Consider the following 21,677-nt stretch of genomic DNA (forward strand, 5'->3'; position numbering starts at 1 on the left):
TGGTTTAGTGTTCTCCCAGTATTCTTACAAGTACCATTCCTATGGCTTAACAGCCATTTAAGAGCCATTTGCAGTATTTACGCTGTGTAATGCTTACTCAGTCTGTTGAAAGTTTTACGCTTTTAGGTCTAAAAATCTATTATTGTTCTACGAGTTCCCATATTTCATAAGGATAATAATCCAGCTCCTCTTTTTGATTGACCACCTTCACTAGAACCCTGTTATTTGGCAAAGTCATTTCAATAAGTCCTGAAGGTATAGTCAACTCTCCAGGTAGCTGTACTCCATTTTTAAAAAGTATTACTCTTTGAAACTCCGGATCGTTCATCCAAAATGTCTTCCCCTCACTTTTCCTCAGTTCATTCGCTGCTTCTGAAATCTCCTTTACATAGATCAGTCCTAATAATTCGGAGTCAAATTTTAGAATTTTTTGGTTTCTAGAAAAAAGCGGTGATTTATTTGAAAGACCCAAATTTGCCTCTTTAAGCGGAATATCCTCCAAAGCCTTAAAAAACTCATGTTTGACCGGGATTCTTTGAATCACATTCCAATTAATGGGATTGTAAACAGTGATTTCATTATCTATGGAAGTAGTGAAATACAAATTGCTATTCTTCGAATCAATTATAAATATTGGATTAATACTCACAGGAAACACCTCGTCTTCGATCCCTTCAAATACTTTTCTGCTAGATAGTGGGATTACGGATTGGATTGTTTGACTACCAGCATTATAGTATTCAATCATGTCCATCTTCTTCGGGACATCATTAAACCCCCTATTATTTAAGTTAGTCCCATTTACTATAAATGAAACATCATTCCCTCTTGTCAAAGGAACAAACTTAGACCTTGGCCCAGAATAAACAACTATAGTTGTTTTAGGCTCAAATCTCACTTTACTTAACCTAATGAATTGGGTATCATATTTCACAAGTTCGAGTGAAGTCTGAACAAAGACATTTCCATCAGGAGAAAATCCCATGGCCAATGCAGATGATAGATAATCTTCCGGCCCCTCTCCATCCCTTTTTTGACTATTTAGTATTTTCCCATTACCATCAAAAACAGCCAACTCTACACCCTCAGATCTTTTATCAATAAAGCCTAAATAAATATCTCGCTTGGGATCATAATCCCTTATTCCAACTTCAGCAAGGCTCTCTACACGGATTTCTTTAACTTTTTTGAACGTGTATTCCTGAGCAGAAAGAGTGGATGATAAAAAAGTGGCACAAAAGAAAAGCGAAGTTTTAATAAGAAAGATTTTCATGGGTTTATGTGATTGAAAATCAATCTAATAAAATAGTTCTAAAAAACAGGGCGTAAACTCAAACTTATTTCTCAACTCCAAATCTATACACGATCTCATGCACGTACTTCTTGCCTGGAGCTAAGTTGGCCGACGGAAAGCTTGGCTTATTAGGACTATCTGGCCATGATTCTGGCTCCAGACAAAGTGCCCAATGTGGCTGGTATGTCTTGCCGTCAGCTCCAGCAAAGTTCCTTACATGATTAGCGGTGTAAAGTTGTACTCCTGGAGCAGTTGAATAGACGGACATCACCCGCCCGCTTTCGGGATGCTTGACAATCGCTATCTTCTTGAGTTCAGAAGAATTTTCTCTCTTCGTCACATAATTATGATCGAAACCTTCACCCAAAGCATCCAACTGAGTTCCTAGATTTTTCGGAGTTTGAAAATCAAAAGGAGTTCCGGCAACTGGTTTTATTTCCCCGGTAGGAATTTGTCCTGGACCTGTTGGTGTAATTGCATCAGCAAAAATCTGCAACTCATGGTCGCGAACATCTCCATTGATTCCGTTGAGATTGAAATAGGAATGATTGGTCAAATTCACGACAGTTTTCTTATCGGTAGTTGATTCAAAAAGGAGCCTCAATTCATTATTGCTCGTGAGTTCCATCCAAAGTGTGGTTGTTAAATTCCCAGGAAAGCCTTCTTCCCCATCCACACTAGTGTAGACCATTTTCACTCCTACAGCACCTTGCTTTTTGTAGATCTCCGGCTTCCATACTTTAACTCCAAAGCCTTTTGCTCCACCATGAAGTGAGTTCTCTCCATTATTTTTGGTGATTTGGAAAGTCTCACCATCCAATGTGAAAGAAGCACCCCCAATTCTATTTGCGTATCTACCAACTGCCGCACCTAAATAGGGACCATTCTTGGTGAAATAATCTGGAACATCCTCAAGAGCCAGGACAATATTCTCAAGCTTTCCTTCTTTATCAGGAGTAAGTATTCTAGTAATTATCCCACCGAAATTGGTCAATTCGACCTGAATGGTACCATTTTCAAGTAGGTAGCGAAAAACATCTTGTCCTTCCCATGTATCCACTTTTTCGCCTTTGATAGTTAGGCTAACTTCTTCTTGTATCACAGTCATCTTGGTTTGAGCTATGCCGGCTGAGCTTGAAATAATAAAAAGTATAAATACTAATTTGAATTTGAGGTTCATAGGTGTTTGGATTGGAAAATTGGAAAATTTCGGATTGAGGTACTATTAGATCTCGTAGTTCGTAATCCAAAAATGCTCATCACCTTTTGTGATTTTCCTCAATTTTATTCAGTTGCTCTTTAATCTCATCTCTATCATAAACCTTCCCTTCATTACGACCATAATGGGGTTTTTCAAGGTGGCTAGGTCTTCCAATCGATTTCCCTGTACCAATACAAAATCAGCTGATGCTCCAGCTTTAATCACACCCCACTCTTCTTCTTCTCCAAAATATCTTGCAGGATTCACTGAACCCGATTTTAGTATTTCAGTATTGGACATACCTGCTTTGGAAATTAACTCTATCTCATAATGTATGGAAAAGCCAGGAACATTAAGAAAAGTATTTTTTTCATAAAACTGTGAATCAAATAGATATCTCAATTTCGCTTTTATCCAGCCCCAAAACAATCCATTAGGAAAATAGTAAACTTATCGGGTTGGGTCAATTCCCTCGCACGTACTATTCATCCTTAGGTAGAACTTCCAAATACTTAAAAGCCTCCGAAAGCATTTCTTCTACACTTTGAGCAATATTCAGTTTCAATCCATAATCAGGCTCCTCCCATGTGGCAACTTGTGAATCCAACATAGTGGCTTTCATGTAATGATTTTTGCGGGCAAGCATACGCTCCCAGATCAAATCACGCTCACCTTTGAGGTGGATCCAACGCACATCATCCTGAACTTTCAGCATCTGTCGGTAACTTTCTTTTAATGCCGAACAAGCTAAAACTGCACCGCCAGTCTTCTCATGGGCGACCAAAATGTCAGCGAGAGCTTGTAGCCAAGGCATTCTATCCTCATCGTTTAATGGAAAGCCCAGACTCATTTTCTCGATATTTTCTTTTGGGTGAAAATTATCAGCATCAAAAAATGGTAATTCAAACTTATCGGCGATCCCTGACCCTATAGTCGTTTTCCCTGTTCCTGAGACTCCAGTGACGATAATTAGCATAAATGAAAGATAAGGAAATAATGAAATAATTTTAAGTTTCGCTGCCTCCGAGCTCATGATGGAGGATAAAATCAAGCATTTGAGATATTTAGATATTCACTGTAAAGAAAACTGTAAGTAAAAGAAAGTTCAAGGTCATGTCTCCAAAAATAAAACTTTTATAAAATTTTTGTAAAAGATCGTTTTATTAAAAAACATTTTTTAGATTTGTTTAGATAAGGGAGCCGAGGAAAAAACATTCAGGTGACAAGTTTAAATTTAGAGATTCTTAAGAACTGAATTTACCGAACTATCTGAAAGACACGATCCACTCGGCACTTTACTACTTGAATATAAAAATAGTCTTTATAAATAAACCTGTTCAAACAGTATGCTTAGTAAGTATCCACTTTCAGATGTAGAAAAAAGTTTTCTTCAGGAATCTGGTGTAGAGAAAATCAGCACCCTTATTCCCTACCTTCAAGTTGATAATTTCCCTAAACTTGGCTTGCTAACTGCTTGTCGATTTTTGGAATGGGCAGCAGCAAATCCAGAAGGAGTTATCAGTTTACCAACTGGGAAGACACCGGAATTTTTTATTAAATGGACACAGTTTCTACTGGAAAACTGGGACAATAAAAAAGGAAAAGATATAAGAGAAAAGTACGGATTAGGGAACACCAAAAAGCCCGTATTGAAAGATCTTACCTTTGTTCAGATTGATGAGTTTTACCCTATCTCTGCCAAGCAAAACAATAGCTTTTTCGATTACGTCAACAAGTTTTATATCCAAGGATTCGGACTTTCTAAGGAAAAAGCCATTCTAATCAACTCTGATGAGATTCCTTTGGCTAATGGCCTTCACTTCAGCGCTGTTTTCCCAGATCTGAAAGTTGACCTTTCGCTGAGATTCAGAGATCCAAAGAATGATCTTGAGAAATTGCAGCAGGAATCAATCTACATGATTGATCAATGGTGTGGTGAGTACGAACAAAAAATTAGAGATGCAGGCGGAATAGGTTTCTTCCTAGGAGGCATCGGCCCTGATGGGCACATTGCATTTAATACGAGAGGATCACATTTATTCTCGGTTACTCGTTTAACAGAAACTAATTTTGAAACACAAGCTGTAGCTGCAGGCGACCTTGGCGGAATTGAAATTTCTTCTAATAGACTTGTGATTACCATTGGATTAGATACAATTGTATACAATCCAGATGCTGTAGCAATTATCATAGCTGCTGGTGAGGCAAAGGCAGGAATCGTTAAAGATTCTCTTGAAACTCCAATGAATAATGTTTTCCCTGGAACTGTTCTTCAGAAGCTTAAAAATGGCCGATTCTATGTTACCAAGGGAGCGGGCGTAAAACTCACTGACTCAATAGATGCTTATTACCAGAAAGGTGAGTGGACATGGGAAAAGACAGAAAGATCCGTAATTGACCTTTGTAAGAAGCTTGGCAAGTATGGCCATAGAATAAAATTAACAGATCTAAAGGCTGACAAATACACCAAACTAATCCCTGATCTATCTGAGGAAACTGTAAGTCAGGTAATGAAGAGTATCGAGAACAAGCTTTCTAAAGGACTGGAACAAGAAAGTAACGAAGTGCTTCTCCATACTGGCCCGCACCATGATGATATTTCACTAGGGATTTTACCGCACATTACCAATCAGCTCCATGAGCCAAGTAACGAAGCACACTTCTCCGTATTGACATCAGGCTTTACTGCAGTTACCAATACATTTGTAATCGAAACGCTACAATCCACCAAAAAACTTCTTGATAATGGCCAGATTCAGATGGTTAATTTTGAAGATTTCTTTGAAGTCGGATATAGCCTAAAAACTGACAAGGATGTCTACCACTACTTAACAAATGTAGCTTCAGAAAAAGCAGATCAACGTTTGAGAGGACTTTGTCACAGAGTAGTAAGAGCGTTGGTGATAGTTTATGAAATTAAGAATAAGACACAGCTACGCGAGACAATCAACGATGTAATCAGCATTCTGAAAAATAGCTATGACGGGGAGAAAAACTCCGCTAAAGTGCAAAAGCTAAAAGGGATGATACGAGAGTTTGAAGAGGAGCTTGTCTGGGCGCACTTTGGAGTACAGGTGAAAAATGTACACCACTTGAGACTTGGTTTTTATACAGGAGATATTTTCACTGAACAGCCAGATAAAGATCGCGACGTAGAACCGATCGTGGAAATGTTTAGAAAAGTTAATCCTACAAAGATTAGTTTAACGCTTGATCCAGAAGGATCAGGTCCTGACACTCACTATAAAGTACTTCAGGCAACTGCGGCTGCTGTGAAAAAGTGGGGTGAAGAGAAGGACATCAGCGACTTAAGAATCATTGGCTATAGAAACGTATGGTTCAAATTTGAACCACACGAAGCTAACGTGATTGTCCCTGTTTCACTTGGTGATATGTCTGTAATGGAGGATTCATTTGCCAATTGCTACCTTAGCCAAGTAAATGCTTCTTTCCCTAGCTACTCACATAATGGTAAATTCAGTACCGTTGCTAAGCGTATCTGGGTAGATCAATTAGACGCAATTCAACTCCTTTTAGGTAAGAATTACTTCTATCAGCACGAACGTGCACAAGTAAGAGCTAGCCATGGATTAATTTTCTTCCGAGATATGAATGTGGAAGAATTCTTGGCTACTGCGAGAGAATTAGAAAAATCAATTGAAGGAATGCTTTAATTGTGAATACAGCAAAAGCTGTGGTTGTTTTGTAAGTATTACATTCACAGCTTTTGTATTAAACCTATCAACCTTATTATTTGTAGCGAATGGAAAAAGCCATTTTAGGATTAGATATTGGAGGCACCGGAATCAAAGGTGGTGTGCTAATTAACGGACATCTAGAAGACATCCGTTCCATTGCTACACCTGCTAGAGAAAATAAAGAATTCATTCTTGAAACCATCGCAGAATTCATTGAAACCTATTTGGAATATGACTTAATAGGTATCGGTATTGGAATTCCTGGATTAGTAGATGTGCGTGAAGGTATCGTTTTAGGGCTCTCAAATATCCCTGCATTTCAGCATGTAGAATTAAAGAAGTTTCTAACAAATCGTTTTGGAAAGCCCGTTTTTATTAACAATGATGCAAATTGCTTTGCTTCGGGAGTACATAAATTTGGCGTAGGCCAAAGGTTTAACCATTTAGTAGGACTTACCCTAGGTACGGGTATTGGCGGTGGCATTGTCATTAACGGACATTTGTATAGCGGAGTAAATTCTGCTGCTGGTGAATGGTGTAGCTCGACTTATTTAGATAAAGATTTCGAGCATTATTGCAGTGGAAAATTCTTTGAAAGATTTTACAATAAAAAGCCAAAGGCCTTAGCAAAATTGGCTCTAGCTGGTGATCCAGTCGCTTTAAAAGCTTTTGATGAATATGGTCACCATTTAGGAGAACTCATCAAGCATATCTTATATGCATTAGCTCCAGAAGCGGTCATATTGGGGGGTTCTATTAGAAAAACCTATCCACTGTTTAAGAAATCCCTCTTTAAATCCATTTCAACCTTCAACTACCCTACAGTGATCGAAAGATTTGAGATTTTACTATCTGAAATGGATGAGACTGCTATTCACGGTGCAGTAGCTTTGGTCGAATTAGAAAATGAAAACGAGGTAGTAAATAATTAGATATAAATTGGTTTATAGTTGTAGAAAGGTGGCTTTTTAACAAAAGCCACTTTTTTTGTGCATTGTTGCCTCTTAACCGCACTGGTCACAGGGGTAACACCAAGAGCACAACTTATCGATTTTAAACCTTTATAAACTTTGCTACCCTGAGGTTAAGAACATACCAAAAACTAGCTTTTCAACTGCCTTGACCATTGAACTTGTTCATTACATTGAACGTTTCTTTAGCCTATTTTAAATTCTTGGATTTCAGATTTAAGGCTTTCAAAGTGTTTTTTCAAACTTTCAAAGTCGCCTGCTTCCACCAACTTTTTATCCATCAATGCTCCCCCCATTCCTACTCCGAAAGCTCCCGCCGCAAACCATGATTTGATATTTGACTTAGAGACTCCCCCTGTAGGTAAAAGTTTGACCTGATCAAGCGGCCCAAGAACATCTTTTATAAACTCCACTCCAAGCTTAGTCGCAGGAAAAACCTTAACTGCAGAAGCTCCCAACGACCATGCTTTGTAAATTTCTGTTGGGGAAAATGCCCCTGGGAAAATCGGTATATTCTCATCTGCAGCATGTTGAATGACAGTTTCATCTAGGATAGGCGTGACAATAAACTGTGCTCCTGCATCAATAGCTTCTCTTAGATCTGCTAGATTACAAACCGTACCTGCGCCGATATTTAATGATGGAAAGTCATTTCTCAAGGTAGAAATAATGGAAGCTGCGCCAGCTGTGTTCATCGTGACTTCAAGGGTAGTCAGCCCCGCATCTTCATATGCTTTAGCAATTTTCAGAACCACTTCAAGAGACTGTCCTCTTATGATCCCTACAATTGGCGCGGCTTTAAACCGTTTCCAAAAGAGTGAAGTTGAAGTTTCCATTTTAATTTGATTGGGTTATTTATCGATAGCATATTAAAAACACAAGGTAATGCCTGCTTTCTAAACTTCAAGTAATATCGAAGCAGATCAGCCCGGAGAAAAAAAAACTCCCCAGCAACAACTTCGACTTTACTACACGAAAAACCCCGATCCTTTATAAGAATCGGGGTTTACTTGATTTTCCTTATCAACCGTGGTTTGTGTCCTCACAAACCACAGATTTCTCTATTTCGAAAGTGGCTTTTCCCGCTGCATTTCCACCATATCCACAGGAGGTGGAGTATTATCGCCTAGCAGGTGCTGCACAAAGTAGTCTCCCATTTTCCAGAAGAAATACTCCGTCATATCTCCGTAGCCATGTCTCTGATCCGGCAAAACAACCAACTCAAACCGCTTCCCAGCTTTGATCAAGGCATTTGCCATTCTAGTGGTATTCGTAGGATGCACGTTATTATCAGTACTTCCATGAGAAAGCATCAGATGACCTTTTAGGTTCTTAGCCAAGTCAGGATTTTTGTCAATCTGATAAATGAATGTGGTGTCACCCTTGGCATTGATCTGCTCTTTTACCCCGTGATGCTTCTCAGACCACCAGCGGTTGTAAACGCTATTGTCATGATTTCCTGCTGAGGAAACCGCTACTTTGAAGAAATCTGGATAAACCAACATCGCAGCTGTGGACATAAATCCTCCACCTGAATGCCCGTGAATTCCAACCTTAGATCTATCGATGAAATCGTATCGATCTGCTAATTGCTCTACCGCAGCTTTTTTATCCGCCAAACCATAATCTCTCAAATCTCCATAACCATAATTATGGTACCACTTAGAGCGACCTGGGTGACCTCCTCTATTTCCTAGCGTAATCACTACAAAACCAAACTGAGCCAATCGATCTGTTCTATCTAGTCTTGCAGAAAATGCTTTGTCCACAGCCTCGGTTTGAGGACCAGGGTAAACATATTCTATAATTGGATACTTACGGGTAGAGTCAAAATCAAATGGCTTGTACATCACTCCATATAGATCTGTGATTCCATCATCTGCTTTGAAAGTGAAAGGCTCAGGGAATTGATAGCCTGCGGCAAAAAGATTGGATAAATCAACTGTCTCCAAATTCATCACATTATTACCAGCCTTATCTTTCAAAACTGCAACCGGAGTAGTGTTCACTCTGGAATAATTATCTACAAAAAAAGTAGCTGCATCATTGATTTCACTGGAATGGTTGAAATCACCTGAGTTCAGCAATGTAATTGCACCTCCATCCAGGCTCACACTATACAAATGCTCGTAGTATGGATCCTCGCCTTTCTCACGACCATTCGCCACAAAGTACAACTTTCTACCTTTCTCATCCACTCTCGCTACCCTGTCTGTGTGAAATGCTCCCGAAGTCAATTGACGCTTAAAGGTCCCATCCTTTCCATAAAGGTAAAAGTGTCCCCAGCCATTACGCTCAGACCACCAGATGATTTCATTTCCTACAATCTCAGGTTTCAAAAAGTCGATGTACGAATTGCTCCGCTCTTCGATCACCACTTCCTTTTGATTGGTCGCAAGATTCCATCTGCAGATATCCACTTTTTTCAGATCTCTGGAAGTCACCGAATAATAAAACTCATCCAAATCACCAAGCCAGGTAACTGGACGGAAATCATCGTCTCTGGAGCTTTCTAGGGAATTGGAATTATAGATGTTCAATGATTGATCTTTAAATGTGCCAACAGGAAGAGATGACAGCTCTTCAGTGTCAAAAGAATAATGCAGCAAATAGGTAATCGGCTGTTCCTTTTCGCCAGGCATAGCATACTTGTAAGTCTCAAGCGTTGGTCGTGGATTCTTAGTGCTGTGAATCACCCAAAGGTCTTTCACCTTTCGCTGATCAGTTCTAGTCATCACAAATTGCTTGGAATCAGCACTCCAATAGGCACCTGCCCGCTTTCTCTTATCTTTATTCTTTTCTGTCTCTTCGTTGTCCTCTCCTCTTCCGCTTGAGCCATATTCGAAGTTCTCCTCTCCGTCTTCAGTCAATTGATGCTCAACAATTGTGCTGTCTTTCTCATCTTTCACAGCTTTCAGGAAGTTCTCTTTATCCATCCAGTAGAGATTATTTTGCTTCGCAAAAAGAACCTTGGAAGAATCAGGAGCGATGTTAGCCCAGGACATGCGCTCTGGATCTTTTGGAGAATCCGTAATTTCAGTCAACTGCTGATTACCTATGTTGTAATGAAAGACAAAAGTCTTTTTCTCCATGGAGTCTTTGGCGCTTTTGTTCTTTTCTTTGATCTCCGCCCAGTCCTTTTTCAGCACTTCTTCTGTGCCTTTCACTTTGAATTTGATGGTATTCTCATCTTCGAGAAACTTCAAATCATCCAATTTCAAATGCTGACCATCTACCGGATCTTTAGTGATTTTCATAATCTCCATCGCCAGTTTATCGGTATCAAAAAGTTGACTCTTAGTTTTTCTCACCGGATCTACGATGTACCAGTTTTTGCCATTGCTGGTCTCGAATTCATACCAAAACCGGTCTGACTTCTTCAACCAATGCGGGTCAACTCGGGTGGAGAAAACCAATCTTTTCATTTTCTCCGGAGAGAATCTTGCTGCCAATTCATAATTACCTGAATAAACCTGCTCCTGAGAGTAGCTATTCTGAAAAAGTAAAATGAATGCAAATGCGAGTAACGTGTGCTTCATAGTTGTTCTATTTGGGAAAACGAATCTAAATCAAAGTTTCCCGAGTACTAGAACCATTAATATAAAATTCATTGGCACTTTCAATCAACTTCTGGATTATTAGACCCTTCATCCCAAATTATCACTGTCAGAACAGGCTTTTTCATATGTTTTTAACACTGGGATGATATTGGAAGCCAAAGTCACTATAATCTTACTATTTTTTTAATAATCCACTGACACTGAGTTCAATTGGAGGTTATACCTTTCAACCAAAACCAATAGAGTGAAAACCCAATTCAAAACAATCGTCGTCTCTGACGTACATCTGGGCACTAAAGGTTCGAAAGCCAAGGAAATCGCCCGATTCCTAAAGCAGTATAACTGCGAAAACCTCATTCTCAATGGGGACATTATCGACGGCTGGCAACTCAAAAAGTCAGGTTCCTGGAAGAGAAAGCATACCCGCTTTTTTAACCGGATTCTGAAAATGATCGAGAACCATAATACCAAAGTCTATTATTTACGTGGAAATCATGATGATTTCTTGGATCAGATTCTTCCTTTTCAAATGGGAAATCTATCCATCCAGAAAGACATGATCTACGAAAGTCAGGGCAAAAAGTACTTCATTACCCACGGCGATGTATTTGACAGCATCACGACCAACCTTCGTTGGATTGCCTATTTGGGAGATATAGGATATACATTTTTGCTTTGGCTAAATAGCGTGGTCAATCACTACCGAATCAAGCGTGGACTCCCCTATTTTTCTCTATCTCAATATGTGAAAGGAAAAGTAAAATCAGCAGTTTCTTATGTCGATCAGTACGAAGAGGAGCTTTCCAAAATGGCCAAAGCAAAAGGCTGTGATGGAATCATCTGTGGACATATCCACAAAGCAGAAAATCGAATAATCGACGGGATAGAATACATGAATTCCGGCGATTGGGTGGAGACCATGAGTGCATTGGCAGAAGACCATGAGGGAAACTGGCAGTTGATCTACTACAATGAAATCAACTTCAAGGAAGCTACAGATGACAGCCTAAACCAATTCTTCATTGGTAGACCTGAGCCTTCAATAATGCCTCTCCGGGAAGTTTCATTCGAAGCGCCAAAAGATGACCTAGACCCTCCAGCATATTCATCTATTCAATGAAGTTTGTCTTTATAGTCCAAGGTGAAGGCAGAGGCCATATGACTCAGGCCATTGCTTTTTCCAAAATGCTCAAAAAACAAGGGCATGAATTAACAGGAGTGATTGTAGGAAAAAGCAAGCGCAGAGCTATTCCAGAGTTTTTCCTAAGAGAAATTTCTGCTCCGATTCATTTGGTAGAAAGTCCGAATTTCGCTTGCGACAAAGCTGAAAAGAAGATTTTGATTGGGAAGACAATTCGTCAAAATCTTGCTAAAGCTTCTACTTTTTGGCGAAGCCTAAAGGAAATTCACGAGGTAGTTCAAAGCGAGCAACCTGATATCATCCTGAATTTTTATGATTTACTGGGAGGTCTTTATAATGGGTTTTTTAGACCGGAAGCACAATATTGGGTAATTGGACACCAGTATTTGATTTATCACCCCGAATTCCAATTTGCACCGGCTGCTGGTTTGAACAAATTCCTTTTCAAGTTCAATACTCGCCTGACAGCTTTAGGAGCTTCCGAGAAATTAGCGCTTTCCTTCTACGAGTTGGAATCTACAAATGAAATTACTGTAGTTCCGCCACTGCTCAGGGAAGAAGTGAAAAAGCTGACTCCAACTTCAGGTGACTTCTACCTTACTTACATGGTCAATTCTGGCTATGGAGAGGAAGTTATAGCTTTTGCGAAAGCAAATCCACACCTAACTATCCGCGCCTATTGGGATAAGAAAGAGGCAGCTGAAACTGAGCACCCTTTACCTAATCTCAGCTTTCACCGTGTTCATGACCAAAATTTCCTGAGAGATATGGCCGCTTGCAAAGGACTTGTGAGCACCGCAGGATTCGAATCGATTTGCGAAGCCATGTATCTTGGAAAGCCAGTGATGGTGATTCCCGTAAAAGGGCAATATGAGCAGGCTTGCAATGCGCTTGATACAATAAAGTCAGGTGCTGGAATAGCCTCAGACAACTTTGACTTCTCTAAACTTGAGCATGTCATTCAAGCACGTGTTGTAGCCGAGAATTATTTCCAAAATTGGGAAAAAACTTGGCCAAATACCTTCCGACGAATTCTCCCAGAAACAAAAATGACTGAACCGGATTTTATCCTGACTCAGTCATTTTCATAATTTATTAACATGGTTATAGGGAATGATGCCAATAACCAATATTTCTTTGCTCACCGGGACGGAAGACCGATGAGATGACCGAAGCGGCCTAAATTTAAGTGTTAGTCAAAGCTTGTAATGCTTTTGCTTCGTTACTGGTAAAAAAGCGGATATACATAGTTGTTATTTCAAACTAGCAGTTGTTCAAAGCTCTTTGCTCTGGGGTGAGCTCAGATACTGCTTTGAATACATTCTTTCCATTTTCCTCTACGCGGTAGTATGGGAAATTGACCATTTTGACTTGTCTACGCTCAGGAGCACCCATATTCAGGAATATAACTTGGAGCTCATTGTACATAAGAAACAAATTATTTCGCTCCTCCATGGATAAGGAAGCATCGTTTCTACCTTTATTACGCATCAATTCATATTGGTAAGAGACCTTTTTGTAAGACTCTAAGAGTTCTGCAGGAGTAGGTGGAGGAGGTGGTGGCCCCACTATACTAAGCTCTTCAGCAGTTAGATCCTTCCCCTTTTTGTAATAAACTTCGCCTTTGGATGTCAATTTATAGTATGGAACATAAGGTAACACTGCGCGCCTGACCTTTGGCTTGTCATGGAATGCAACCTGGAAGTACATACTTCTGAGTTCAGTATACATTTCGGTTAACTTCTCTTGCTCAGCTTTGCTTCTGTTTACAAAGTGCGGAGCTTGCTTTCGAAGCTTTTCGTAGGCTGCATAGGCATCTATGTATGATTCAAGATCATTCTTTATCTGAGCTGCTTTTACTGCTGGAGGCCATTTGTCTGCAGTTTCTTCTTTCTTATCTGCCACAGGATCCTTTTCTTTTTTTACCCAAGGCTTGCCAAAGTTTATTCTTTTGTCTTTTGGATAAATGTAAAATTTATCATCCTTATCCAGCGGGTTTCCTTTCCCGGATTTTGCTCCAAAAGCATTTTCATAAGCTTCCTCACTATACATATGAACCTGATGTTCCTGTGGGAAACGCTCAGAACGGGCATTTAGATGGACAAAACTGTTAAAGAAAAAAACGACATCTGAAATACTCATATTCTCTAGTTGAGAATTTGAAATAACCTTCCCATCCAGCCATAGCGCAAAATCTTTCGGATTTTTCCAAGCTTCAAATTCACTACTGCTTGGTTGTTTTTTGGCAGGTGCTTTTGTAGGAGGCAACAAATGTATTTTTTCAGATTCAGATAGCTCATCATAAGATTTGGCTATTAAATCTCCAGCTTCATTCTCCACAAAAAATGAAGCATTCTTGTAATACTTATCTTTTTCATCGGACTGAGCAACTATGCTTCCATTCACTTGTGCTGCACCTTGAATTCGATCACTATCGGATTTTCCAAACTTTCCGTTTGAAGTATCATCTCCATCTTGATTATTAGATATATAATAAATTCTACGAACATCTACATCTCTCAAGATTGCATGGAAATCACTCAATATTCCCATCGAAACATCTGGAGTGATGACCAGATTGATTTTCAAATCCTGCTTCACAGCTTTTTTCGCTCGAATTAAGGCCTGGGCCGATTCCAGGTTATATAAAATATCATCTGAAAATATATCTCCGTTGGCTTTTAGCTCAAAAGTAAAATCTATCACTTCGTTATAGGCAGTATTAGCAGTGTTTACATACACTTCACTTTCAGGGTTTTCAAGATCCTGCTTTGCAGCGACTCTCTCGCTAAAAAAGTAAACTAACGCTCCCAAAACAGGTACCAGTGCAAAAACCTTGATCCAGGTACTAGAATTCTTTGATTTTCTCTTCATCATTTCAAATCGTTTTTTGGTTAATGAAAAATTCAAACTGCTGGCCAAGCCGTATTTCTGCTCAGAAAGCATCATAGCGAGTAGTTGACTTTCGTACTTCTCTATTGGAGTGCTACGTAACGCTATTTCGTCAGCTATAAATTCATGATTGAGCTTGATACTTGCTTTCGCCCAATGTAATCCCGGATGAAACCAAAGCGGCACAAGTAATGCCTCAATAAAAAGGTTATCCCAGCTGTGCTTCTCTTCTATATGTGTGCACTCATGTGTAAAAATAGCATCGGTAAATTTTCCGTTTTCCAGATCTGATTCTGCTACGAAAATGTATTTGAGGAAGGAAAAAGGAAGGGAATCTTCTTTGAGTAAAACCAGGGTTTGACCACGGTAATTGATCTTAATATTTCCCTGAATTTTATTGACTAGAACCTTAATGTTTCGCCCAAATCGATACAAGAAAACAAGGGAAATCAGGCCATAAATCCCAAATAGAAGGTATTCCCAATTAAATTGAGATTCAGGAACTGCTGCAAATACCTGCTCCTGATTAGAATCCTGACTTGCCGCTCCAAAGTAAACAGGCTCAGAAATCACGTCGGACGGAACAGCTTCAAAGTAAATTGGCTCAGAATTCACTTCGATTGGAGCAGCTACTATTTCCTCAGGAACTTCAATCGTATAAAGTGGAATTAAAAAGGAAGCAACTACCGAAAACAAAAGAAAGAATCGGTTGAATCTATGTAACACTTCTCGCTGCAAAAGTACTCTGTGAACCAGCAGTAACAGAAGCAAGCAGGCGATGGATTTGAGTAAGTAAATGATCATTTTTTCTGATTTAGCTGGTCTTCGATAATACGCTTAAGCCCTAATAACTCCTCTTCGGAGAGCTCTGTCTTCTTTGTGAAAAAAGACGCAAACTGTGCAGGTGAATCATTGAAAAAGTTTTTGATCAAACCCTTCAGATGCTTGGAAAAGTAATTTTCCTTTGAGACCAACGGATAGTATTCACGAAGCTTCCCAGAAGCTTCATAACCCACAAATTCCTTTTCCTGCATCCGTTTCAATAGCGTAGAAATGGTTGTCGTTGCTGGTTTTGGCTCATCGTATGCTTCCAACAAATCCTTCATAAAAGCCCGCCTCAGCTTCCACAAATGGTTCATCAGTTCTTCTTCAGCTCGGGATAGTTTCATTACCTTTGGATTAAATTACATCTACAAATGTAGAACAATAATTTACATCTACAAGTGTAGAGTAAAATATTTAAAGTTAATTTCTGTGAATGACAGCTTTACCATAATAATCCCACAGGAGAACATCTAAAAAAATCATATCTCTAACTTGAATTTTCTCATTAAATAGAATGTGATTATCCGCAACGATGGGAGTCACCTTAGATTCGTTGCTTATCTGGTCGGAATACTGAAGACCGAAGCAGCCTTCAATTCCTAAGTTTAACCTATCCTTTTTTGCTTTTGCCTCCATACTGGCACAAAAGCGGAAATCATAAAAAGAATATTCAACATTTGAAAGAAAAAGATGTTTAATTAAAAATTCGAAAAAATAACAGGGCTATTCATTAACGGATCTCGGTTTATCAAGCTATAATTAATAGAATTTGATAATTTCGAAGATTGCCCCTTAGATAGAATTACATGTCAGCTGAAAATATAAGATTACAAGAAGATAGGAATTTCATCAAGCATTGGAAAAAATGGGGACCTTACCTCACTGAACGCCAATGGGGAACTGTGCGGGAAGATTATAGCCCGGATGGGTCTGCTTGGGAAAATGTTACACACGATGAAGCAAGAAGTAAGGCTTACCGTTGGGGAGAAGAGGGTATTGGGGGAATCTCTGATAACAAGCAGAAATTTTGCTTGGCCTGGGCCTTTTGGAACGGAAAGGATCCTTTTATTAAGGAACGTTTATTTGGCCTAACAGGCAATCAGGGCAACCACGGTGAGGATGTGAAGGAAATCTACTATTACCTCGACTCCACCCCTACTCATAGCTACATGAAGATGCTCTACAAGTATCCTCAGTCGGAGTACCCCTATCACCATCTTTTGGAAGAAAATAGCAAGAGAAGCAAGCTAGATCCTGAATATGAACTTATTGACACAGGTATTTTTGATGAAGATAAATACTTTGACATCTTTATCGAATATGCCAAACAGGATGTAGAAGACATCATTGCGGTGGCCACTATTCACAATCGTGGACCTGAGGAAGCTAAAATCTGGGTGATGCCTACTCTTTGGTTCAGAAAAACATGGTTTACAGGTCATGAGCCATTTATGCCCAAACTTTCCAAGACCAGTGAAAACACGATTAAAGCGTATAACCCAAAAGCGGGAAACTATTCTGTAACTTTTGACGGAAATCCAGAACTCAAATTTTGTGATAACGAGACCAATCGAGAACGGATCTACGACATCGGAAATGAGAAGAAATTCCTAAAAGATGCAATCAACGATTATGTGGTTCTAGGAGATTCCAAACACCTAAACCCAGCTAATAAAGGAACAAAAGCTGCTGCAATCTATGAAATAACCATTCCTGCAGGAGAAAGCAGACAGGTAAAACTCAGACTTCAGCATCAAGTGGAAGAAAATCCATTGGAAATCTGTGACACTTGTCTTGAGCAGCGCAAAAAAGAAGCAGATGAATTCTACGGAGCACTTCAGGAGCGGGTAACTGACGAGGATCTAACCAACATCCAGCGACAGGCTTACGCAGGTATGATGTGGTCAAAGCAGTTTTATTACTACGATGTAGAACGATGGCTGGAAGGGGATCCCGGTAGATATGTGCCTCCTGTAGTTCGTAAAAAAGGAAGGAATAGCAATTGGAGACACTTACAGAATTACGATATAATCTCCATGCCTGATAAGTGGGAATACCCTTGGTATGCTGCTTGGGATTTAGCCTTTCACTGTATTCCTATCGCACGGATAGATCCGGAATTTGCGAAAGATCAGCTTCTTCTGCTACTCAATGAGTGGTACATGCATCCAAATGGGCAGATTCCAGCCTATGAGTGGAACTTCTCCGATGTCAACCCACCCGTGCATGCCTATGCAGTGCAGCGGGTTTACCAGATTGACAAAAAAGCAAATAATGGTGTAGGTGATCATGAGTTTCTGGAAAGAGCACTACATAAATTGATGCTCAACTTCACCTGGTGGGTTAATCAAAAAGATAGTGACGGTAAAAACATCTTTGAAGGAGGATTCCTCGGTCTTGATAACATTTCCGTATTTGATAGAAGTCATGCTCAGAAATATCATGGCAAACTAGAACAAGCCGATGCTACTTCCTGGATGGCGATGTTCTCATTGAACTTGCTACGTATTTCCCTTGATCTCTGTGAATTCAACACAGTATATCAATTCACTGCCACCAAATTTCTGGAGCATTTCCTCTATATCGCAGGTGCTATGAGCAATATTTCCGAGGAGCACATTTCTCTTTGGGATGATGAGGACAATTTCTTCTATGACGTCTTTCACCTTCCAGGAAAAGAGCCTCGAAAAATGAAAGTTCGTTCGATTGTAGGCCTGATCCCGCTTTTCGCTGTCGAACCAATCCGCGAGGATCTTTTTGCAAAACTCCCAGAATTTAAAAAACGCTTAGATTTTTTCCTGAGGGAAAAACCAAAACTGGCTGCATTGGTCTCTAGTTGGATTCAACCTGGCTACGATAAGCGAAGGTTATTCTCTCTTTTGAGAGGACATAGAATGAAAAGTGTTCTTCAAAAAATGTTGGATTCTGACGAATTCCTAAGTGAGTATGGAATAAGATCACTTTCCAAATACCATGAGAAGAATCCATATAGCATGAAAATAGGTGGTGAAACGCTGTCTGTAAAATACACTCCTGGAGAATCAGACACCGTGATGTTTGGTGGCAATTCCAACTGGCGAGGTCCAATTTGGTTTCCAATCAACTTCCTGCTCATAGAATCTCTTAAGAAATTTGACTTCTATTACGGAGGGGATTTCTCTATAGAGTATCCGACTGGCTCGGGCAAATACATGACGATGGACATCATAGCAAAGGAGCTTTCGCTTCGTTGTATGAAAATCTTTATGAGAGACGAAAATGGAAATAGACCGGTATTTGGAGCTAGCAACAGGAAATATCAGGAAGATCCCCATTTCAAGGATTATATACTCTTCTATGAGTATTTCCATGGAGATAGCGGTGCAGGTTTAGGGGCATCTCACCAGACAGGTTGGACGGGTTTGGTAGCAGAGATGATTCACAAGTATTACAAAATCAGAGAAGACAAGGATCATGATTCTAAAACCCTTTTTAGAAGCTAATCGAATAGAAGCGGGTTGTGATGAAGTTGGGCGGGGTTGCTTAGCTGGACCAGTCGTAGCTGCGGCGGTGATTTTGCCAGGCGATTATTCGAATCGATGGATAAATGATTCCAAGAAGCTCGGAAAAAGACAGCGGGAAGAACTGATTGAAGAAATCAAAGTCAAAGCTCTAGCTTGGAAGATTTCGGAAGCAAGTGTTGCTGAAATAGACAAAATCAACATATTAAATGCCTCCTTTCTAGCTATGAGTCGCGCGGTCCAAGGCTTGAAGGTACAGCCGGAACATTTACTGATTGACGGAAATCGCTGGAAATCAACCTTGGAAATCCCTCACACCTGTGTAATCAAGGGTGACGGGAAATTTGCTAGTATAGCAGCAGCTTCCATTCTTGCGAAAGTTTATCGAGATAAATTCATGGAAAAACTAGCTGAGGAGTTCCCCCATTATTCTTGGGAGAGAAATGCCGGCTATCCTACCAAAGCACATAGATCCGGTATCGAAGAGTTCGGAGACTGCATTTGGCATAGAAAGAGTTTTAAGCTACTGAAGAAACAAATTGTTTTAGATTTTTAGAAATGATAACTGAGATTGTAATTATCCGCAATGATGCCAATTGCCTTAGATTCTTTGCTTATCTGGTCGGAAAGACCGATGACCGAAGACTCCCGTAATAACGGGACAGGCTGAAGTGACCTCAATTATAGTTTTGAACAAATTCTAGATTGCTTTTCCCTCTTTAGTGGTAGAAAAGCGGATATACATAACTGAGATTTACACACTTCTTTTAATACCACGATAGCTCAAAGCTTTTCACTTAAAATATCAGCAATATGAATTGGATTTTATTAATAATAGGGGGCTTGTTTGAAGTGGGTTTTGCTTCATGCTTAGGCAAAGCAAAACATGCAACTGGTATAGCTGTTTATGGTTGGTACGCGGGCTTTGCTGTCTGTCTTACCATAAGCATGCTACTTCTCATCAAAGCAACCCAAACGTTACCCATTGGCACAGCATATGCAGTTTGGACTGGAATAGGAGCTGTAGGAACTGTTTTGGTAGGGATTTTTGTATTTAAAGAATCCGCAGAATTTTGGCGTGTATTTTTTCTGGCCACTTTGATTATGTCTATCATTGGGCTAAAAGTTGTGTCACCGCATTAACTCTAACTCTTCAGATCAGGACGGCAAGGGATCCAAGCTATCGTCTACGATTTTCCCTTTGATAATTTCGCGTTCAGAACCTTTAGGCAGTATTTCCGACAAATTCATCCCTGAAAGCATATCCCCTGTTCCTGTACCCATCCCCATCACAGTCCGCATAGCGTCTTGTGTGGATGTACTTAGGAAGGTTAAAAGCTCCTTAGGTACATGATAAATATTACCATTCGTCGGGTTTGGAGCTGTGGGTACAAAAATGGTGTACAAATCCTCACCAATCTGATCGGTAATAAATCCTGTCATCATGGTTCCTGAGCGGAAAGGATCAAGTAATACTACCTCAGAAAATGGAAGTTTTTTTAGTCCCACAAATTGATAAACCGTCTGGTGAATCAAATTATAAAGTGGAATTTTAGTTAGGTATTTTCTCTCAAATCTTTTGAAATACACACGACCTACCTTATTACGGACCAGTAGGCCAATTAAGAAGATGAAAACACAAAGAATGGCCAGAGAAAGCACATTGATCAACCAATGAGGTTCTTCAGACCCAGGATCGAGAGCAGCACTTAGGGGCGCCACTATCCCGAAAATAAAATTGAAAACAATCGATATTATGATCAAAATAATAGTGAGTGGAAGTAGGATCAAAAATCCCTGCAACAAACTATCAAGGATTATTCCTCTTCCAGTTTTTTCTTCTACTACTATTGGACTTTTAGGATCAGGATTCATTGGGTTTGAATGAAAGTTTTCAAAAGTTTCACAATCCCTTCAGTGGGATCGTGAAACTGATAATTGATTTTGGAATTGTGATTCATTTACTATTAATCAGGCCTTTCTGACTAAATGCATGATTAAAGAAATGACAAGCAATACCAAGAAAATGTAGAAAATGATTTGAGCAATAGAAGCTGCGCCAGCAGCAATTCCTCCAAATCCTAAAACGGCAGCAATCAAAGCGATTACTAAGAAAATTAATATCCAACGTAACATAGTTTTTTGTGTTTAGTGGTTCGATCTGTAAAGATTCATAATCATACCAACTGATAAAAAAGGGCTCAAATAGCCAGTAAAGAGACATCCTCTCATTTTATCATAGTTACATCGGGGAATAAAAACCCCAAAACCAGCAACTTAGCGAGTAATAAATAGTCTTTGACAATTGGATCAAAAAAACTGGATTTATTGCCCTTTCTAAAAATCATCTAGGTGGTAATATAAACTAGGCAAAAAAATAAGCTGTCAGAAAGTCTAACAGCTTATTTGGAAATGGTGATCGATATCAACTTTTTCAAATATGATTATCAGCAATGATGACAGTCGCCTTAGATTATTGCTTATCAGATTGGAATACCGGTAATTCGACTATACTCAGTGCAGGTGACCGAAGACCGAAGTGGCTTCAATTCTCAAGTATTACCTATCCTACATTGCTTTTGGCATCTTACAGGC

Annotated in this window: 17 protein-coding genes; 7 read left to right on the forward strand and 10 right to left on the reverse strand. The window is 39.6% G+C overall.

What is annotated here, in order from left to right:
- Positions 1–139 precede the first annotated feature (139 nt).
- From QOL76_RS09840 to QOL76_RS09855, 4 genes are all read right to left on the reverse strand, one after another.
- Positions 140–1,273 (reverse strand): YncE family protein, encoded by a 1,134-nt coding sequence (locus tag QOL76_RS09840; protein WP_283412787.1) that lies wholly within the window; start codon positions 1,271–1,273, stop codon positions 140–142.
- A 64-nt stretch (positions 1,274–1,337) separates the two neighbouring features.
- Positions 1,338–2,474: an aldose epimerase family protein gene (locus QOL76_RS09845; RefSeq protein ID WP_283412788.1), complete on the reverse strand. Its 1,137-nt coding sequence runs from the start codon at positions 2,472–2,474 to the stop codon at positions 1,338–1,340.
- A gap of 108 nt (positions 2,475–2,582) precedes the next feature.
- Positions 2,583–2,897, reverse strand: coding sequence for an amidohydrolase family protein (locus QOL76_RS09850; protein ID WP_283412789.1), 315 nt, complete (start codon positions 2,895–2,897; stop codon positions 2,583–2,585).
- Positions 2,898–2,976: 79 nt separating this feature from the next.
- A complete protein-coding gene (locus tag QOL76_RS09855; protein WP_283412790.1) occupies positions 2,977–3,528 on the reverse strand; it encodes a gluconokinase in 552 nt (183 codons plus the stop codon).
- A 313-nt stretch (positions 3,529–3,841) separates the two neighbouring features.
- Between QOL76_RS09855 and QOL76_RS09860 the strand changes: the two genes are divergently transcribed.
- Both QOL76_RS09860 and QOL76_RS09865 read left to right on the forward strand, forming a co-directional pair.
- Entirely contained in the window at positions 3,842–6,169 is a 2,328-nt protein-coding gene (locus QOL76_RS09860) for a glucosamine-6-phosphate isomerase (RefSeq protein ID WP_283412791.1), read from the forward strand.
- Positions 6,170–6,258: 89 nt separating this feature from the next.
- Positions 6,259–7,125 carry an ROK family protein gene (locus QOL76_RS09865; RefSeq protein ID WP_283412792.1) on the forward strand — a complete coding sequence of 289 codons (867 nt, stop codon included), beginning with the start codon at positions 6,259–6,261 and terminating at the stop codon, positions 7,123–7,125.
- A gap of 224 nt (positions 7,126–7,349) precedes the next feature.
- Here the strand turns inward: QOL76_RS09865 and QOL76_RS09870 are convergent, their stop codons facing one another.
- Both QOL76_RS09870 and QOL76_RS09875 read right to left on the reverse strand, forming a co-directional pair.
- Entirely contained in the window at positions 7,350–8,000 is a 651-nt protein-coding gene (locus tag QOL76_RS09870) for a bifunctional 4-hydroxy-2-oxoglutarate aldolase/2-dehydro-3-deoxy-phosphogluconate aldolase (protein ID WP_283412793.1), read from the reverse strand.
- A gap of 225 nt (positions 8,001–8,225) precedes the next feature.
- The gene (locus tag QOL76_RS09875; protein ID WP_283412794.1) at positions 8,226–10,703 is read right to left on the reverse strand and encodes a S9 family peptidase; all 2,478 of its coding nucleotides are present in this window, start codon (positions 10,701–10,703) and stop codon (positions 8,226–8,228) included.
- A 265-nt stretch (positions 10,704–10,968) separates the two neighbouring features.
- Between QOL76_RS09875 and QOL76_RS09880 the strand changes: the two genes are divergently transcribed.
- A complete protein-coding gene (locus QOL76_RS09880) occupies positions 10,969–11,844 on the forward strand; it encodes a UDP-2,3-diacylglucosamine diphosphatase (protein ID WP_283412795.1) in 876 nt (291 codons plus the stop codon).
- Positions 11,841–12,956 (forward strand): glycosyltransferase family protein, encoded by a 1,116-nt coding sequence (locus QOL76_RS09885; RefSeq protein ID WP_283412796.1) that lies wholly within the window; start codon positions 11,841–11,843, stop codon positions 12,954–12,956. Before QOL76_RS09880 ends, QOL76_RS09885 begins: the two co-directional genes overlap by 4 nt.
- 172 nt (positions 12,957–13,128) lie before the next feature.
- Here QOL76_RS09885 and QOL76_RS09890 read toward each other — a convergent pair whose 3' ends face one another.
- Complete coding sequence (locus QOL76_RS09890; protein ID WP_283412797.1) at positions 13,129–15,561, reverse strand: M56 family metallopeptidase; 2,433 nt, start codon at positions 15,559–15,561, stop codon at positions 13,129–13,131.
- A complete protein-coding gene (locus tag QOL76_RS09895) occupies positions 15,558–15,926 on the reverse strand; it encodes a BlaI/MecI/CopY family transcriptional regulator (protein ID WP_283412798.1) in 369 nt (122 codons plus the stop codon). Before QOL76_RS09895 ends, QOL76_RS09890 begins: the two co-directional genes overlap by 4 nt.
- Before the next feature lie 462 nt (positions 15,927–16,388).
- Here QOL76_RS09895 and QOL76_RS09900 point away from each other — a divergent pair, with 462 nt between their 5' ends.
- The 3 genes from QOL76_RS09900 (at position 16,389) to QOL76_RS09910 (ending at position 20,225) form a co-directional block, all read left to right on the forward strand.
- Entirely contained in the window at positions 16,389–19,064 is a 2,676-nt protein-coding gene (locus QOL76_RS09900) for an MGH1-like glycoside hydrolase domain-containing protein (protein ID WP_283412799.1), read from the forward strand.
- Positions 19,036–19,638 carry a ribonuclease HII gene (gene rnhB, locus QOL76_RS09905; RefSeq protein WP_283412800.1) on the forward strand — a complete coding sequence of 201 codons (603 nt, stop codon included), beginning with the start codon at positions 19,036–19,038 and terminating at the stop codon, positions 19,636–19,638. Before QOL76_RS09900 ends, rnhB begins: the two co-directional genes overlap by 29 nt.
- A 257-nt stretch (positions 19,639–19,895) precedes the next feature.
- Positions 19,896–20,225, forward strand: a complete 330-nt coding sequence (locus QOL76_RS09910) for a DMT family transporter (protein ID WP_283412801.1) — start codon at positions 19,896–19,898, stop codon at positions 20,223–20,225.
- Between the two features lie 15 nt (positions 20,226–20,240).
- Here QOL76_RS09910 and QOL76_RS09915 read toward each other — a convergent pair whose 3' ends face one another.
- Together QOL76_RS09915 and QOL76_RS09920 are read right to left on the reverse strand one after the other, a co-directional pair.
- Positions 20,241–20,957 carry a DUF502 domain-containing protein gene (locus QOL76_RS09915; RefSeq protein WP_283412802.1) on the reverse strand — a complete coding sequence of 239 codons (717 nt, stop codon included), beginning with the start codon at positions 20,955–20,957 and terminating at the stop codon, positions 20,241–20,243.
- Between the two features lie 96 nt (positions 20,958–21,053).
- Positions 21,054–21,218, reverse strand: coding sequence for a DUF1328 domain-containing protein (locus QOL76_RS09920; RefSeq protein WP_283412803.1), 165 nt, complete (start codon positions 21,216–21,218; stop codon positions 21,054–21,056).
- Between the last annotated feature and the right edge of the window lie 459 nt (positions 21,219–21,677).

It is taken from the genome of Algoriphagus winogradskyi (assembly GCF_900182815.1).
Classification (GTDB): domain Bacteria; phylum Bacteroidota; class Bacteroidia; order Cytophagales; family Cyclobacteriaceae; genus Algoriphagus; species Algoriphagus winogradskyi.

Excerpts from the sequence above, each read along its gene's own strand:
- QOL76_RS09840 (WP_283412787.1), bottom strand. The coding sequence starts at position 1,273 with ATGAAAATCTTTCTTATTAAAACTTCGCTTTTCTTTTGTGCCACTTTT.
- QOL76_RS09845 (WP_283412788.1), bottom strand. The coding sequence starts at position 2,474 with ATGAACCTCAAATTCAAATTAGTATTTATACTTTTTATTATTTCAAGC.
- QOL76_RS09855 (WP_283412790.1), bottom strand. The coding sequence starts at position 3,528 with ATGAGCTCGGAGGCAGCGAAACTTAAAATTATTTCATTATTTCCTTAT.
- QOL76_RS09860 (WP_283412791.1), top strand. The coding sequence starts at position 3,842 with ATGCTTAGTAAGTATCCACTTTCAGATGTAGAAAAAAGTTTTCTTCAG.
- QOL76_RS09865 (WP_283412792.1), top strand. The coding sequence starts at position 6,259 with ATGGAAAAAGCCATTTTAGGATTAGATATTGGAGGCACCGGAATCAAA.
- QOL76_RS09870 (WP_283412793.1), bottom strand. The coding sequence starts at position 8,000 with ATGGAAACTTCAACTTCACTCTTTTGGAAACGGTTTAAAGCCGCGCCA.
- QOL76_RS09875 (WP_283412794.1), bottom strand. The coding sequence starts at position 10,703 with ATGAAGCACACGTTACTCGCATTTGCATTCATTTTACTTTTTCAGAAT.
- QOL76_RS09885 (WP_283412796.1), top strand. The coding sequence starts at position 11,841 with ATGAAGTTTGTCTTTATAGTCCAAGGTGAAGGCAGAGGCCATATGACT.
- QOL76_RS09890 (WP_283412797.1), bottom strand. The coding sequence starts at position 15,561 with ATGATCATTTACTTACTCAAATCCATCGCCTGCTTGCTTCTGTTACTG.
- QOL76_RS09895 (WP_283412798.1), bottom strand. The coding sequence starts at position 15,926 with ATGAAACTATCCCGAGCTGAAGAAGAACTGATGAACCATTTGTGGAAG.
- QOL76_RS09900 (WP_283412799.1), top strand. The coding sequence starts at position 16,389 with ATGTCAGCTGAAAATATAAGATTACAAGAAGATAGGAATTTCATCAAG.
- rnhB (WP_283412800.1), top strand. The coding sequence starts at position 19,036 with ATGATTCTAAAACCCTTTTTAGAAGCTAATCGAATAGAAGCGGGTTGT.
- QOL76_RS09910 (WP_283412801.1), top strand. The coding sequence starts at position 19,896 with ATGAATTGGATTTTATTAATAATAGGGGGCTTGTTTGAAGTGGGTTTT.
- QOL76_RS09915 (WP_283412802.1), bottom strand. The coding sequence starts at position 20,957 with ATGAATCCTGATCCTAAAAGTCCAATAGTAGTAGAAGAAAAAACTGGA.
- QOL76_RS09920 (WP_283412803.1), bottom strand. The coding sequence starts at position 21,218 with ATGTTACGTTGGATATTAATTTTCTTAGTAATCGCTTTGATTGCTGCC.